The sequence below is a fragment of the Rhodopseudomonas sp. P2A-2r genome (genome assembly GCF_026015985.1).
Lineage (GTDB): Bacteria > Pseudomonadota > Alphaproteobacteria > Rhizobiales > Xanthobacteraceae > Tardiphaga.
In genome coordinates, this window is the sequence record NZ_CP110389.1 from 4,129,968 (window position 1) to 4,143,249 (window position 13,282).

Here is a 13,282-nt window from a genome sequence, read left to right on the forward strand (position 1 = left end):
ATGCAACATTGGCTCAATTACGTATCTCAAATCAACATTGAGGCGAGAGATGAGCGAAGACTGGAATACGAAGTATGGCACGCGTCGCGTCAGGCGCGACCCGCCGACCCTGGAAGAAGCGATCTTCGCCGCCATGGGCATCACCGAAGATCTGGACCAGCAGGCCGAGATCGCCGCGGCGCTGATGGGCATGCCGCTCGACGCCGTGCAGACCGAAGTGAAGAAGGCCAGCCGCACCGCCGCGCGTTCGACGCGGGTGATTGCAGGCGAACAGGGCGCACAGCGCTCGATCATCGTGGAACGTAAGGTGTCACGCAGGATCGTCGGCAACGACAAGCGCGTCGGCGCGTAACACGCGCGCGCTCGAGGCAGGGCGATATCGCCCTGCCTCAGCCTCGCTTACGAGACTTTTCCCAATCCATACATCTTCATGACCAGACCCCAGCAGGCGCGGTTGTAGTCAACCAGCGCACGGCCGATATCGAGTCCCGAGGTGCGCGCCGCGACCATGCCGGGCATCGGCGACTGCTTGAGATCGATGGTCCCCGTCGATTCACCGTGGCGGAACGACAGCTTGGCGCCGAACTTGTTGGCCAGCGCGCGCATCGCATCGTTCTGTGCGCCGGTGGTGATGCGCAGGCTCTCATAGCCAAGCGAGCGCGCTTTATCGATCAATCTGGTGAACAGGATGCTACCGACGCCCTGGCGGCGCACGCAGGCCTCCACGCTGAAGGCGATCTCCGGCAGCGAGCCGGGCGACAGGTCGGGCTGGTGCAGTTCGGCAGCGCCGCGCACCACGCCATCCTCGAAATAGGCAAGGATGATGGTGCCGTCGCTGACGCACTGCATCGCGTAGCGCGCCAAAAAATTGTCATCCAGCGAACCGTTGAAACGATCGCGACGGCTTTCGCGGTCAAGACGCAACATATGTTCACGAAACAGCGGCAACTCTCGTGCCGTCAATGTCCGGACGCTGCCGGGGGCCTGCGTCGGAACGGTCTTTAAAGCGTTTTGCATCGTCAGAACTCCGTTTAGGAGCCCTCGAAGCGGCGTCGATTCCCTACAGCCTTATATTGTGCATCGCACCATAATGTTCAACCCCCGCCTCCGCCTCAAATGTCGGCAAGCCCTGCAAACAATGGCTGAAAGCCATGCAACCTTAACCAACTCCTAACGCCCCGGCCGCGTCGTCCCCGCAAGATCGCTGTCGAAATGTGACACGCACGGCGCGGGCTGGCATATCGACGTCATGCACCACTACCCGCCCCGAAGGATCGTCTGCCTCACCGAAGAGACGGTGGAGACGCTGTATCTGCTCGGCGAGCAGGATCGCATCGTCGGCGTCTCCGGCTATGCCGTGCGGCCACCGCAGGTACGCCGCGAGAAGCCGCGGGTGTCCTCGTTCCTGTCCGCCGACATGCCGAAGATCCTCGCGCTCGATCCCGATCTGGTGCTGTGCTTTTCCGACCTGCAGGCCGACATAGCGAGCGCCCTGGTCCGCGAAGGCATCGCGATCCACGTTTTCAACCAGCGCAGCGTCAAAGGCATCCTGGCGATGATCCGCATGCTCGGCGCGATGGTCGATGCGACCGACCGCGCCGAGCAGCTCGCCTTGCAGTACGAGCAGCGACTGGCCGAGGTGGCAGCTTCGGGAAGACAGCATCCCGTGCGGCCGAAAGTGTATTTCGAGGAATGGGACGGCCCGCTGATCACCGGCATCGGCTGGGTCTCCGAGCTGATCGAGATTGCCGGCGGCGACGACGTGTTTCCCAAGCTACGGGCCGAGAAGGCCGCGAAGCACCGGATCGTCACCGAGGACGATGTTCGCGCGGCTGCCCCGGACGTGATCCTAGCCTCGTGGTGCGGCAAGAAGGTGGTGCCGGACAAGATCCGGCACCGGCCGGGCTGGGCGGACATTCCCGCGGTGCGCGACAACCGCATCGTCGAGATCAAATCGCCGCTGATCCTGCAGCCCGGGCCCGCAGCCTTGACCGACGGCCTCGATGCCATCGTCGCAGCGCTATGGCCTGCCGATTAACGCAGGTCGTGCTCCCCGGATGCTGCGCAACGCGCGGCGTTTGCCGCGTGGTGCGCTGCTGGTCCGGGGTCCCGGTATCGCAAAGGCAAGGCAACCGGGATCCCGGATCTGCGGAGCGGCATAAGAATGCCGCACCGCGTCCGGGAAACGAGAGATTCACAGCGATCGCATACTACACCGCCTCCACGCCGCACCATTCGGCGATGAACAACGCCGTCGCCTTGGTGGATTTGCGCAGCGATTCCAGATCGACATATTCGTTGAAGCCGTGCATCGCCTGGCCATCGGCGCCGAAGCACAGGCTGGGGATGTCGTAGTTCAGCCCGTAGAAGCGCGTGTCGGTCAGCGCGGTGAAGACCAGGTCCGGCGTGGCCCCGCCATAGACGGCGTCATAGGCCTTTCCGAACGCCGCTTCCGGTGCGGCGGAGTCTTTTAGCTCGTAGCCTTCCGATAGAAAGCCCGACCACTCGACCTGCGGCGGGTTGTTGGACAGGAAGCGATGATCGCGCGCAGCCTTGTTGATGCAGGCGAGAATCTCGGCCTGATGATCGGCCACCGACCAGCCCGGCAGGATCGCGATCCGGCAATCGACATCGCACCATGCCGGCACGCTGGACGCCCAGTCGCCGCCCTTGATGATGCCGGGATTGAAGTTGATCGGGTGGTTCACATTCTTGAAATGCGGATCGTTGACCGCGCGCTTGTTCCATTCGATCTCGAGCTGCCCGACCGCGTGGATCAGATGATAGGCCGCGGTGATCGCATTGGCGCCGGAGCCCGCCTCGAACACATGGACGGGGAAGCCGCGCACCTTCAATCGAAACCAGATCACGCCGACCTGCGAGCGCACCATCTTGCCGGCGGTGGGCTCGGGAATGAAGCAGGCATCGGCGCGGTAGCCGCGCTGCAGCGTTGACAGCGCGCCGACACCGGTCGACTCCTCCTCGATCACCGACTGGAAGTGAATGCGCGCGGTCGGCTTCAGCCCGGCTGCCTTGATGGCATCCAGCGCGTACAGCGCCCCGATGGTGCCCGATTTCATGTCGCAGGCGCCGCGGCCATACATCCTGCCGTCCTTGATGACAGGCGAGAATGGCGGGTTGTCCCACATGTCGAGCGGACCGGTCGGCACCACGTCGCAGTGGCCCTGCAGGATCAGCGATTGGCCGGCATTGGTGGCCGGACGATAGGTGCCGACCACAGTGCGGGCACGGGAGAAATCGTGTTCGATCGGCCCAAAGCCTCTGAGGTCCTTGAGATCCTCGACGTCGATATGCCAGTCGTCGACCTCGTAGCCGCGCTGGCGCAGCAGGTCGCCGATCATGTCCTGGCACGGGCCTTCGGCGCCGCGCGTGGAAGGAATGGCGACGAAGTCCTGGGTGGTCTTCAATTGGGCGTCAAAGCCGGCATCGACGGCATCGAGAATCTTGCGGTGAAGGTCGGTGGCGTTCATCAGTCGTAGGCTCCAGAAATCGCGGTTCCATGATCCAAGCACAATCTGCGCCACCACGCAGGTGTTATGTCGGCTATGAGAATCGCGGGCGTATCTTTACAATCCGCATTCGAGCCAGAGCTCACGGAGAGGCTTCATGTCCGGCAACCGCAACGTGCTATTCCTGATCATCGGCGCACTGATCGTCGGCATCGGAGTGCTCGGCTACAATCTCTACCAGACCAAGAAAGAACCGAGCGGCGTTCAGATCAACGTCGGTCCGGACGGTCTGAAGATTCAGAACAAGTGACGCGCAACAAGTGAGGGAGGGTCAGATGCGCCCGTCAATCGGATTATTGGGCGGGCTCGTCCTGCTTGCGATGACGATCCCCGCGAGCGCCGAGCAATATGCGCGAGAAAGTGACATCCCGGAACTGCGGCTCGGGCAGCGCATTCAGGTCGATGACGGGACGTGTCCCACGGGGCAGATCAAGGAAGTCACCGGCACCAATCTGACCGCCGGCGGCGTCAACCGTGTACGCAAATGCGTGCCCCGCCTCGGTACCAAGAAAAACTAGCATCGCATCTCACCGCAGTCGTCCTCGCGCAGCGATACGGCCCTGCAAGCGGCGATTGCAACGTGACCGAGCCGTGATGGCCAGCGGTGGCGGTTACTTTGCAGGCTCGAACATGCATTGCATGGTCGGCTTGGCGATCTGCGTGAAAGTCGTGCTGATCTGCGCCTGCTTGGACGGCGGAACCCAGTCGTGCTCGATGGTCGGCACGCCACGCTCACTGATGCCGCGCAATAGCGCCTCGCGAAGATCGGGATCTTCGACCGGGGCCAGGGCGTAATCGTAGAGACAGACGCAGACAGACTCCGGATGCGCCCAGCGGCTGACCATGTGGGGCGCGCACAGGCGCACGAACTCGCCGCGCTGGTCGGGCAGCTTCTTCCACGACCATATCTGCGCATGCACCGGTGACCCGAGCGCAAAACTGGCAAGGCTGGCGGCCAGAACGAATGCGGCCAAGGAACGAGGTCGGATCATCATGTCTGCTTTGCTGACCGGCTAATGTTGCTGACGTCTAGCGGGCAGCGACGATCATGGCCGGCGGCACGGGGTTCGACACTGATGCATGGTAGGAAAACGCGCCGATGCCCGGCAGGCCGTTGTCCACCGAGCCCGCCATAGATGGGCCGGTGAGAACGGATGCAAAAGCCAGGATGAAACTGAGGGTGCGCATTTGATGATCTCCTGTGAGCAGCGCTGTCTGCTGCGTCGTTGAGAGACCAATAGCCGTCCCCTGTTTCGGGACGTCGGCGCCGCCACTCAAAATGGTTTCGTGGCCGGCAAGATTTGTTTCATTGCCTCACTGTCAATGAAACACGACACAAGAACATAAATCATTTCAATGGATTACTGCGTTGAGCCCAATCCGGTCGGCGCCCAAGAGCGCCGTGCAAAAATGAACATCCATGGTGGTTTTTTGAGAGTCTAATGGTTCCCAAGGCAGTTGACGGTCAACTGCGCCGGGTGCCCGCAATTCATGCTCACCATCGAGTCTGAAAGATGCCGATCCCGAGGGGATACCGTCGCTGCAGTCTTCCGATGAGGACCCGAGGCGAGGCACAGGCAAGTTCAGGAGCGTCGCGACTGACTGCGGAAAGTATCGTGCGCAGAAAGCGGCAATGACGGACGGGTTCAATCTCGGCGGTTGTCTTGCCTTCAATGACTGACGGATCGCACAGCGCGAAAAGAATCCGAGTTGTCTTACGCCGTTAACAAAATTGAACGACAAGCTCGGTAAATCGACAAAGCAAGTGCGTGTGCAACCTTCAGGTCGACAGCGCGTTTGTTTTTACATCCAAGAGAAGGACTGCAGCGGTGGGAACCGATATTCTCCGTGGGGACGACTCGATTGCGGCCGGCGTGAATCGGCCCCTGCGGCCTGTCGTTCAAAGCCTGCGCCCCGCAGCAAAATGCCAAGGCGCGATGTCCCAGCAGGGCAGCGGCGCGCATGGCAACGAGTCCTATCCGCAGAAGCTGGTGCAACTGGTCGGCTACCGCGATCCCGAGATGCAGTTGGAGGCCTGGGGACGGCTGAAATTGAAACGCGCCGGGGGCGACGGTCTCAAGTAGGCGCGCCAATCTACTGGATGAAGTCGCCACACTTCTCGATGGCGCTGTCAGCCTGCCCCCACGGCATGATCGGAACCGACGAGGTCGAATTTTTCGGCGACCCTTCGATGATGCGGTCCGAGTACACCATATAGACCAGCACATTCCGCTTGGCGTCGCAGCCGCGAACGATTTGCATCTTCTTGAAGAACATCGAACGGCGCCGGCGGAACATGTCGTCGCCCTGCTCCACCTTGGCCTTGAACTTGATCGGGCCAATCTGCCGGCAGGCCAGTGAGATGTCCGAGACCTCCTCGGCCAGACCCAGCCAGCCCTTGAACCCGCCGCGCTCCGGCACCGTGAAGTGGCAGGCAACCCCCTCAACCTCGGGATCGTCGACACCGTAGGTGGCCAGCTTGTCGTTTGGGCTCAGCCATTTGAACACGGTGGAACGGCGGAAAATAAGATCCGGCTCGTCCGCAGCCTGGGCCGGAGCGGCGGCGAACGCAGCGAAGACGAGAAGCGCGCGCGCTATGCGTTGCAGGGAACTGGCGCCGGGGCGATCGGATGTCATGAAATTCTCCGTGAACGGTCCAGATTAGATAGGGAATTAATGGCTGCTCCGAAAGCGGCGGCGGTTGGCGTTAATCCAATGTGAGGCTTTTTGCTACGCTGATGGCCAAATCGCCGGAGCCCAAATGGCTCAGCTGGTGAACCCGTTTCGCGTCTGCGAGACTAAACTATTAGACGAGATTCGAGGAATTTGGCGTGGACGCATTTCAGGTGGCTTTGGGCGCAGCGCGGCAATCCCAGCCGGCAAGCATGACTTTCAAGCATCCGTCGCTCCGAATTGTTTTTTTGGCCTTGGCCGGATTGTTCGCCGCCGCTCCGGCAGACGCGGCAATTTTCTGGTCGGACGACAACCCAACGGCGACGGTACAACCGGCGCCGCCGCCGCAGCAGCAGCAGCCGAAACGCCCGAAGCCGGCGCGCCGCATCGGTGCCAAGCCGGCGATTCAGACAAGAGAAGCCGCCAAACCGGTCGGCCCGCTGGTGATCGCCATTTCGATCGACCGGCAGACGCTGAAGATCTACGACGCCAACGGCCTGTATGCCGAAAGTCCGGTTTCGACCGGCATGCGCGGACATTCGACGCCGATGGGCGTGTTCAGCGTGATCCAGAAGAACAAGTATCACCGCTCGAACATCTACAGCGGCGCGCCGATGCCATACATGCAGCGCATCACCTGGTCCGGCGTGGCGATGCATGCCGGTGTGCTGCCCGGTTATCCGGCATCCCATGGCTGCATCCGCATGCCGATGGCCTTCGCCGTCAAACTGTGGGGCTGGACGCGCATGGGCGCCCGCGTCGTGATTGCGCCGGGCGAAGTGTCGCCGACTGAATTCTCCCACCCCTTGCTGACAACGCAGAAGCGCGCGCCGACGCCGGTAGCGTCAGCCGCGCCGCCGCTGGAAAAATCCCCGGCCGCAACACCCGTTAGTGCCCCGGGCGGCAAGCCAGACATGTCGTCGGCGAATCTCGGGTTGAAGCCGTCGACTGACGGGATCCAGGCCAAGGCAACCGTTGAGGCCGCGGGTGCTGCGAGGCGCGATCAAACCCAGACCGCTGATGCCAGCGGTGCGATACCTCAGGCAGCCGGCGTGGCTACCCTTTCCGATGTGTCGCAAGCGGCCGGCCGGGCGGAAAATACCCGTATCGGGCCAGCCAAGGCATTTTCCGCAGCCGAATTCGATGACAAGGCAGCGGAGTTCCGTAACGCAACCGAAAAACTGCTCGACGGCGGAGCAACCCCGACTGCCAGCAACGAGACTGTCGCAGTCGCCCCGAAGATTCCGGCTCCCTCCAATACCGAGGCGACAGACCACAAGCCATCGGCCACGGCGAATGCCGTTGTCGTCGTGCCGGAGCCCGGCAAGGACCAGACCAGCCACCTCGACGACCAGACAGCGGGGATCAAACCCGATCCGGCCATTGCAACTGCCCCCAAACGTAACGGTCAGATCGCCGTGCTGGTCAGCAACAAGGACGGCAAGCTTTATGTTCGGCAGAATTTCGCACCGCTGTTCGATGTGCCCGTGACCATCGCCCCCAGCGATCGTCCGCTCGGCACCCACGTCTTTTCCGCGCGGGCCGACAAGGATGACGCCAAGACGTTTCACTGGTCGGTGCTTTCCATGCCGGTGGCCGCCCGTGCCACCGACGACGGCAGCGCAACGCAGCGGCGGAAAAACACCGGCGCCATCGACATGAAACCGGCGCCCAAGGCGAACTCGGCCTCGGAAGCGCTGGACCGCATTTCGATCCCCGACGACACGATGGCGCGGATTACCGAGGCACTGGCGACGGGCGGCTCCCTCATCGTCTCTGATCTGGGCATTGCCGCAGGCGGCGAAACCGGCCAGGGCACCGACTTCATTGTGCCGCTGCGCTAGACCGCATTCATTGGCACCGTAACGACGTCTTGAGCGCGGTTGTTGCGGGATCCGGCTATCCTGCGTCTTGGACCTTCCGGTTCGGGACTTGCAGATAATGGACCGAAGAAATTTTCTGACCGCCTTGCTGGCAGCCGGCGCCGCTCAGGGCATCGGCTGTCGCGCGCATGCGCAGGGCGAGATGAGTCGGGTCACGGCCTATGGCTTCTCCTTTCCGGCCCTTGCCGGCGGCGGGATCAGGCTGGCTGACTTCGCCCAGCGGCCGATCATGGTGGTCAATACCGCCTCGCTCTGCGGTTACACGCCGCAATATGCCGGGCTGCAGGAGCTGTGGACCGAATTCCGCGATCGCGGCTTGACGGTTATCGGCGTGCCCAGCAACGATTTCGGCAGCCAGGAGCCCGGGGGTGTCGCCGAGATTGCCAATACCGCACAGGTTCACTACGGCGTCAGTTTTCCGATGGCTGCCAAGGCCGTCGTGAAAGGCGCGAATGCGCATCCGTTCTATAAGTGGGCGGCTGCTGCGCGTCCCCGCGACGTACCGCGCTGGAATTTTCACAAGTATCTGGTCGGCCGCGACGGCTATCTGGCGGATGCTTTCCTCGAGTCGATCGAGCCGACCGACACGCGGATCAAGACCGCCATCGCCCGCAATCTCTCCGAGAGCTAGCTTCGGCCCCATCTCGGCGGCTGGGGATAAAATCGCGACCGTGGCAGCGCAGCTGTAAATTGCGCTATGCTTGGACAACGGACCACATCGTTCATCGTACCGGACCGCGGTCCGGGACAGAACCGACGTTCAAGAGGCCACCGATGCGCATTGCTGCAGGTTTGATCTTCGCGGGCACCCTATCCGTGTTCGCAGCAAGCGCATGGGCGCAAACCCCGCCCAAGGCCGCCGGCGCGCCCGCCCCGGCAGCCGCTCCCGCAACGCCGGCACCCGTGCCGGCTGCGGCGAAGACGGCCTGTGCCAATCCCGACGCGCTCGGCGTGGGCCGGGTGGTGGAAATCGACACCACCGGCGGCCCGGGCTTCGGCTTCGAACATTTCAAGCAGCTCGACTTCCTCCGCGACAAGGAGGTTGTGCTGACCTTCGACGACGGCCCGTGGCAGAGCACGACGCCGACGGTCCTGAAGGCCCTGGCCGACGAATGCACCAAGGGCGTGTTCTTCCCGATCGGCAAGCACGCCACCTACTATCCGGATGTGCTGAAGGCAGTCGCCGCAGCCGGCCACACGGTGGGATCGCACACTTGGTCGCACGCCAATCTGAACGGCAAGAAGCTGACCGAACAGCAGCAGAAGGACGAGATCGAGAAGGGTCTCAGTGCGGTGAAGTGGGCGCTCGGCGCGTCGCCTGCCCCGTTCTTCCGTTTCCCGGCGCTGCAGCACCCGCCCGCCATGGTGACCTATCTTGGCACCCGTAACATCGCGATCTTCTCCTGCGACATCGACTCGTTCGATTTCAAGACCCGCAAGTCGGACCAGGTGATTTCCAATGTGATGACCAAGCTCGACAAGATGGGCAAGGGCATCATCCTGATGCACGATTTCCAGAAGCACACCGCCGAGGCACTACCCACCCTGCTCCGCAAGCTCAAGGCCGGCGGCTACAAGGTCGTGTTGATGAAGGCCAAGGCGCCCGCGCAGTCGATTGCGTCGTATGACGAGAGCATCGTCAAGGACGTCAAGCTGCCGACCGTCAGCACGCTGCCGCTCAACAGCGTCGTGAAAACGATCTCGGAATAGCGGCGCCCGGCCCAGTTGATGCCCGCACTTCGTTTCAACGGCTACGTCATCGTGTCCGCGGAGGGCATGCTGGCTGACGCCCATGGCGTGATGCCCGAGGCGCTGAAGTTTCCGGGCGACCTCCGCTTCTTCACAACGGCGCTCGATCAATCCGACCTGATCGTGCACGGCCGATACTCTTTCGAAGACCAGCCCAATTCGCCCAGGCGAAGGCGGATCGTTCTCAATCGCAGCGTGGCGGGCGTCGCAGCCGATCCGTCGAACGACAAGGCAACCTTGTGGAATCCGGCCGGCGCGTCGTTCGAGGAAGCCCGCGACCACACAGGCATCCGTGCCGGCACCATCGCGGTCATCGGCGGCCCCGTGGTGTTCGAGATGTTCTTTGATCGCTTCGACGTTTTCTGGCTGTCACAGGCGCCGCATGTGCAGCTGCCCGGCGGCAAACCTTGCTTTCCCGGCGTGCCCGAACGCACGCCGCAGGCCATCCTCGCAAGCCACGGCATGAAGGCGGGAGATATCCAAACACTCGACGTGGAGCACGACGTCACCGTGACAGCGTGGCGCCGGACCACGTAGAGCCAGCGCGACGCTAGCCTTCGGTGTAGACGCCGTCGCCCCGAGGCCCGCGCCCGATGCCGGCGATGATGAACAGCCCGCCGATCAGCGACAGGTTCTTCAGCGCGTGGATCATGTTGTTCTTGGCATCCGGACCGGTCTGGTTCCAGAAATCGTGAAAGTAGAACGTCGCGACCATCACGAACAACACCAGCAGCAATGCAAAGAAGCGCGCGCCAATGTTCAGCGCGATCAGCAATCCGCCGAGCAGCTCAACGGCGCCGGCGGCAATCGCCAGCATCTGCTTCATTTGCATTCCGGTCAGCGTCTGCAGCTGCTCCGTATAGGGAGTCAGCATTTCCGGAAACACGATCTTGCCGCCGATCGCGTCAGCGGTCACGGCGAGATCGAACAGCTTGGACGCGCCGGAGGCAATGAACAGAACGGCGAACAGAACGCGTCCGAAAGTAATAAACGCTGGCATGGTCGCCCTCACTCGTGCGCAATGGATACGGATCGCATGGTCGGGCGATTATGAGCATTCCCCGCCGGTTTTCAAACGATCATGTCCTTGCGCTTCTGACCACGTTCACCCGAACAGGGTCGGCTGCGGACGGCTGGCACGCTCCTGCGCTTCAACGGCGGCGACAGCCGTCATGTTGAGGATACCGCGCGCGGTGACCGACGGCGTCAGGATATGCGCGGGCCGCGCCGGTCCCACCAGAATCGGACCAACCGGCAGCGCGTCCGCCAGCACCTTGATCATCTGGTAGGCGACATTGGCGGTGTCCAGGTTCGGCATGATCAGGACGTTGGCGACGCCCTCGAGCTTGGAGTGCGGCAGGATCAGCTTTCGCGCAGCTTCCGACAGCGCGGTGTCGCCCTGCATTTCGCCATCAGCCTCGATCTCGGGATGCTTCTGCGCCAGGATCTTGCTGGCGAGGCGCATCTTTCGCGAGGATTCGGTGTCGTAGCTGCCGAAATCCGAATGCGAGACGAAGGCGATCTTCGGCTTGATGTTGAAGCGCTGCACGTGGATCGCAGCCAGCGCCGCGACTTCAGCGAGTTCTTCCGCGCTCGGATTGGGCCGCACCTGGGTGTCGGCAATGAAATAGGCGCCCTTGCTGGTGATCATCAGCGCCAGCGCCGCGAAATCGCTGACCCCCGGCAGGAAGCCGATGATCTCGCGCACGTGGCGCAGATGGCTCATGTAGCGGCCTTCGACGCCGCAGATCATGGCATCGGCCTCGCCGCGCATCACCGACAGCGCCGCGATCACCGTCGCGTTGGTGCGCACCACCGTGCGCGCCGCATCGGGCGTCACGCCGTGGCGTCCGGCGATGTCGATGTAGGACTGCACGTAGGAGCGATAGCGCGGATCGTCCTCGGGATTGATGAGGTCGAAATCCTTGCCGGCGCGGATCGCAAGGCCGAAGCGCTTGATGCGGGCTTCCACGACCGAGGGACGGCCGACCAGGATCGGCCGCGCCAGCTTCTCCTCCAGCACGACCTGGGTCGCGCGCAGCACGCGTTCGTCTTCGCCTTCGGCATAGATCACGCGCACAGGCTGCGTCTTCGCCTTAGCGAACACCGGCTTCATCACCAAGCCCGAACGGAATGCAAAACGCTCGAGGCCGGCGAGATAGTCGTCGAAATTCGCGATCGGGCGGGTCGCCACGCCAGAGTCCATCGCCGCCTTCGCCACCGCCGGCGCAATGCGCAGGATCAGGCGCGGATCGAACGGGCTCGGGATCAGCGAGCCCGGACCAAAACCCTGTGTCTCGTTATCGAAGCCCTGGGCAACCGCGTCCGACGGCGGGTCGCGCGCCAGCTGCGCGATCGCGTCCACCGCCGCGATCTTCATGGCCTCGTTGATCGCGGTCGCCCCGACGTCGAGGGCGCCACGGAAGATGAAGGGGAAACACAGGACGTTGTTGACCTGGTTCGGGAAGTCCGAACGGCCGGTGCAGATCATGGCATCCGGCCGCGCCTTGCGCGCCTCGTCCGGCATGATCTCGGGATTGGGATTGGCCAGCGCCATCACCAGCGGCTTGTCCGCCATAGCCTTGACCATTTCCGGCTTCAGCACGTTCGGCGCGGACACGCCGAGGAAGATGTCGGCGCCCGGGATCACGTCGCCCAGCGTCCGCGCATCGGTCTTCTGCGCGTAGACCGCCTTCCAGCGATCCATCAGCGTGTTGCGGCCCTCATGCACGACGCCGTCGATGTCGCAGACCCAGATGTTCTTGAGCTGTGCACCGAGATGCACCAGCAGGTTGAGGCAGGCGATCGCCGCGGCACCCGCGCCGGAGCAGACGATCTTGCAGTCCTTGAGGTTCTTGCCGTTGAGCAGCAAGGCATTGGTGATCGCGGCGCTGACGATGATGGCGGTGCCATGCTGGTCGTCGTGAAACACCGGAATCTTCATGCGCTCCTTGAGCTGCGCCTCGATCTCAAAGCACTCCGGCCCCTTGATATCCTCGAGATTGATGCCACCGAAGGTCGGCTCCAGCGCCGCGACGGTCTCGACCACGCGCTCGATGGTGTCGGCGGCGATCTCGATGTCGAACACGTCGATGCCGGCGAACTTCTTGAACAGGACCGCCTTGCCTTCCATCACCGGCTTGGAAGCCAGCGGACCGATATTGCCGAGACCGAGGACGGCGGTGCCGTTCGACACGACGGCGACGAGATTGGCGCGCGAGGTCAGCGTGGCCGCTTCATTGGGATCGGCAGCAATCGCCAGACACGGAGCTGCCACGCCCGGCGAATAGGCCAGCGCCAGATCGCGCTGGTTGGCAAGCGGCTTGGTCGCCTGGATTTCAAGTTTGCCGGGACGCGGCAGGCGATGATAGGCCAGCGCCGCCTTTGCGAGATCTTCAGAAGAGGATGACATGAACGCTCCCGCGCAATCGAACTCGAATGTGTAGT

Annotated in this window: 16 protein-coding genes; 9 read left to right on the top strand and 7 right to left on the bottom strand. The window is 62.8% G+C overall.

Annotated elements, in window-relative coordinates:
• The first annotated feature begins 49 nt into the window (after positions 1-49).
• Positions 50-352, top strand: a complete 303-nt coding sequence (locus ONR75_RS19985) for a hypothetical protein (RefSeq protein ID WP_265078790.1) — start codon at positions 50-52, stop codon at positions 350-352.
• A gap of 47 nt (positions 353-399) precedes the next feature.
• On the opposite strand, the gene ONR75_RS19990 is transcribed toward ONR75_RS19985, so the two are convergent.
• Positions 400-1,017: a GNAT family N-acetyltransferase gene (locus ONR75_RS19990; RefSeq protein WP_265078791.1), complete on the bottom strand. Its 618-nt coding sequence runs from the start codon at positions 1,015-1,017 to the stop codon at positions 400-402.
• A gap of 232 nt (positions 1,018-1,249) precedes the next feature.
• On the opposite strand from ONR75_RS19990, the gene ONR75_RS19995 reads away from it, so the two are divergent.
• Entirely contained in the window at positions 1,250-2,038 is a 789-nt protein-coding gene (locus ONR75_RS19995) for a cobalamin-binding protein (protein ID WP_265078792.1), read from the top strand.
• A 172-nt stretch (positions 2,039-2,210) separates the two neighbouring features.
• Here the strand turns inward: ONR75_RS19995 and ONR75_RS20000 are convergent, their stop codons facing one another.
• Positions 2,211-3,491 carry an ArgE/DapE family deacylase gene (locus ONR75_RS20000; RefSeq protein ID WP_265078793.1) on the bottom strand — a complete coding sequence of 427 codons (1,281 nt, stop codon included), beginning with the start codon at positions 3,489-3,491 and terminating at the stop codon, positions 2,211-2,213.
• Between the two features lie 136 nt (positions 3,492-3,627).
• Here ONR75_RS20000 and ONR75_RS20005 point away from each other — a divergent pair, with 136 nt between their 5' ends.
• Positions 3,628-3,780: a hypothetical protein gene (locus tag ONR75_RS20005; RefSeq protein WP_265078794.1), complete on the top strand. Its 153-nt coding sequence runs from the start codon at positions 3,628-3,630 to the stop codon at positions 3,778-3,780.
• Positions 3,781-3,805: 25 nt separating this feature from the next.
• Complete coding sequence (locus ONR75_RS20010) at positions 3,806-4,048, top strand: DUF6719 family protein (RefSeq protein ID WP_265078795.1); 243 nt, start codon at positions 3,806-3,808, stop codon at positions 4,046-4,048.
• A gap of 93 nt (positions 4,049-4,141) precedes the next feature.
• Here the strand turns inward: ONR75_RS20010 and ONR75_RS20015 are convergent, their stop codons facing one another.
• On the bottom strand, positions 4,142-4,525 hold the full coding sequence (locus ONR75_RS20015) for a hypothetical protein (RefSeq protein WP_413776372.1): 384 nt from the start codon (positions 4,523-4,525) through the stop codon (positions 4,142-4,144).
• Positions 4,526-4,559: 34 nt separating this feature from the next.
• Positions 4,560-4,718: a hypothetical protein gene (locus ONR75_RS20020; RefSeq protein WP_265078797.1), complete on the bottom strand. Its 159-nt coding sequence runs from the start codon at positions 4,716-4,718 to the stop codon at positions 4,560-4,562.
• 749 nt (positions 4,719-5,467) lie between these two features.
• Here ONR75_RS20020 and ONR75_RS20025 point away from each other — a divergent pair.
• Positions 5,468-5,614, top strand: coding sequence for a hypothetical protein (locus ONR75_RS20025; protein ID WP_265078798.1), 147 nt, complete (start codon positions 5,468-5,470; stop codon positions 5,612-5,614).
• A gap of 10 nt (positions 5,615-5,624) precedes the next feature.
• Here ONR75_RS20025 and ONR75_RS20030 read toward each other — a convergent pair whose 3' ends face one another.
• On the bottom strand, positions 5,625-6,167 hold the full coding sequence (locus ONR75_RS20030; RefSeq protein WP_265078799.1) for a CreA family protein: 543 nt from the start codon (positions 6,165-6,167) through the stop codon (positions 5,625-5,627).
• 290 nt (positions 6,168-6,457) lie between these two features.
• On the opposite strand from ONR75_RS20030, the gene ONR75_RS20035 reads away from it, so the two are divergent.
• The 4 genes from ONR75_RS20035 (at position 6,458) to ONR75_RS20050 (ending at position 10,372) form a co-directional block, all read left to right on the top strand.
• Positions 6,458-8,047: a L,D-transpeptidase family protein gene (locus ONR75_RS20035; RefSeq protein ID WP_265078800.1), complete on the top strand. Its 1,590-nt coding sequence runs from the start codon at positions 6,458-6,460 to the stop codon at positions 8,045-8,047.
• Positions 8,048-8,141: 94 nt separating this feature from the next.
• Entirely contained in the window at positions 8,142-8,717 is a 576-nt protein-coding gene (locus tag ONR75_RS20040; protein ID WP_265083742.1) for a glutathione peroxidase, read from the top strand.
• A gap of 143 nt (positions 8,718-8,860) precedes the next feature.
• Positions 8,861-9,796, top strand: a complete 936-nt coding sequence (locus ONR75_RS20045) for a polysaccharide deacetylase family protein (protein ID WP_265078801.1) — start codon at positions 8,861-8,863, stop codon at positions 9,794-9,796.
• Between the two features lie 18 nt (positions 9,797-9,814).
• On the top strand, positions 9,815-10,372 hold the full coding sequence (locus ONR75_RS20050; RefSeq protein ID WP_265078802.1) for a dihydrofolate reductase: 558 nt from the start codon (positions 9,815-9,817) through the stop codon (positions 10,370-10,372).
• A gap of 13 nt (positions 10,373-10,385) precedes the next feature.
• Here ONR75_RS20050 and ONR75_RS20055 read toward each other — a convergent pair whose 3' ends face one another.
• Together ONR75_RS20055 and ONR75_RS20060 are read right to left on the bottom strand one after the other, a co-directional pair.
• Positions 10,386-10,835 (bottom strand): DoxX family protein, encoded by a 450-nt coding sequence (locus ONR75_RS20055; RefSeq protein ID WP_265078803.1) that lies wholly within the window; start codon positions 10,833-10,835, stop codon positions 10,386-10,388.
• A 105-nt stretch (positions 10,836-10,940) separates the two neighbouring features.
• Complete coding sequence (locus ONR75_RS20060) at positions 10,941-13,247, bottom strand: NADP-dependent malic enzyme (protein ID WP_265078804.1); 2,307 nt, start codon at positions 13,245-13,247, stop codon at positions 10,941-10,943.
• Positions 13,248-13,282: the final 35 nt, after the last annotated feature.

What these genes read in the sequence shown, in the direction of transcription:
- ONR75_RS20005 (WP_265078794.1), top strand. Translation starts at nt 3,628, where the DNA reads ATGTCCGGCAACCGCAACGTGCTATTCCTGATCATCGGCGCACTGATC.
- ONR75_RS19985 (WP_265078790.1), top strand. Translation starts at nt 50, where the DNA reads ATGAGCGAAGACTGGAATACGAAGTATGGCACGCGTCGCGTCAGGCGC.
- ONR75_RS20010 (WP_265078795.1), top strand. Translation starts at nt 3,806, where the DNA reads ATGCGCCCGTCAATCGGATTATTGGGCGGGCTCGTCCTGCTTGCGATG.
- ONR75_RS19995 (WP_265078792.1), top strand. Translation starts at nt 1,250, where the DNA reads ATGCACCACTACCCGCCCCGAAGGATCGTCTGCCTCACCGAAGAGACG.
- ONR75_RS20025 (WP_265078798.1), top strand. Translation starts at nt 5,468, where the DNA reads ATGTCCCAGCAGGGCAGCGGCGCGCATGGCAACGAGTCCTATCCGCAG.
- ONR75_RS20055 (WP_265078803.1), bottom strand. Translation starts at nt 10,835, where the DNA reads ATGCCAGCGTTTATTACTTTCGGACGCGTTCTGTTCGCCGTTCTGTTC.
- ONR75_RS20030 (WP_265078799.1), bottom strand. Translation starts at nt 6,167, where the DNA reads ATGACATCCGATCGCCCCGGCGCCAGTTCCCTGCAACGCATAGCGCGC.
- ONR75_RS19990 (WP_265078791.1), bottom strand. Translation starts at nt 1,017, where the DNA reads ATGCAAAACGCTTTAAAGACCGTTCCGACGCAGGCCCCCGGCAGCGTC.
- ONR75_RS20045 (WP_265078801.1), top strand. Translation starts at nt 8,861, where the DNA reads ATGCGCATTGCTGCAGGTTTGATCTTCGCGGGCACCCTATCCGTGTTC.
- ONR75_RS20060 (WP_265078804.1), bottom strand. Translation starts at nt 13,247, where the DNA reads ATGTCATCCTCTTCTGAAGATCTCGCAAAGGCGGCGCTGGCCTATCAT.
- ONR75_RS20015 (WP_413776372.1), bottom strand. Translation starts at nt 4,525, where the DNA reads ATGATGATCCGACCTCGTTCCTTGGCCGCATTCGTTCTGGCCGCCAGC.
- ONR75_RS20000 (WP_265078793.1), bottom strand. Translation starts at nt 3,491, where the DNA reads ATGAACGCCACCGACCTTCACCGCAAGATTCTCGATGCCGTCGATGCC.
- ONR75_RS20050 (WP_265078802.1), top strand. Translation starts at nt 9,815, where the DNA reads ATGCCCGCACTTCGTTTCAACGGCTACGTCATCGTGTCCGCGGAGGGC.
- ONR75_RS20020 (WP_265078797.1), bottom strand. Translation starts at nt 4,718, where the DNA reads ATGCGCACCCTCAGTTTCATCCTGGCTTTTGCATCCGTTCTCACCGGC.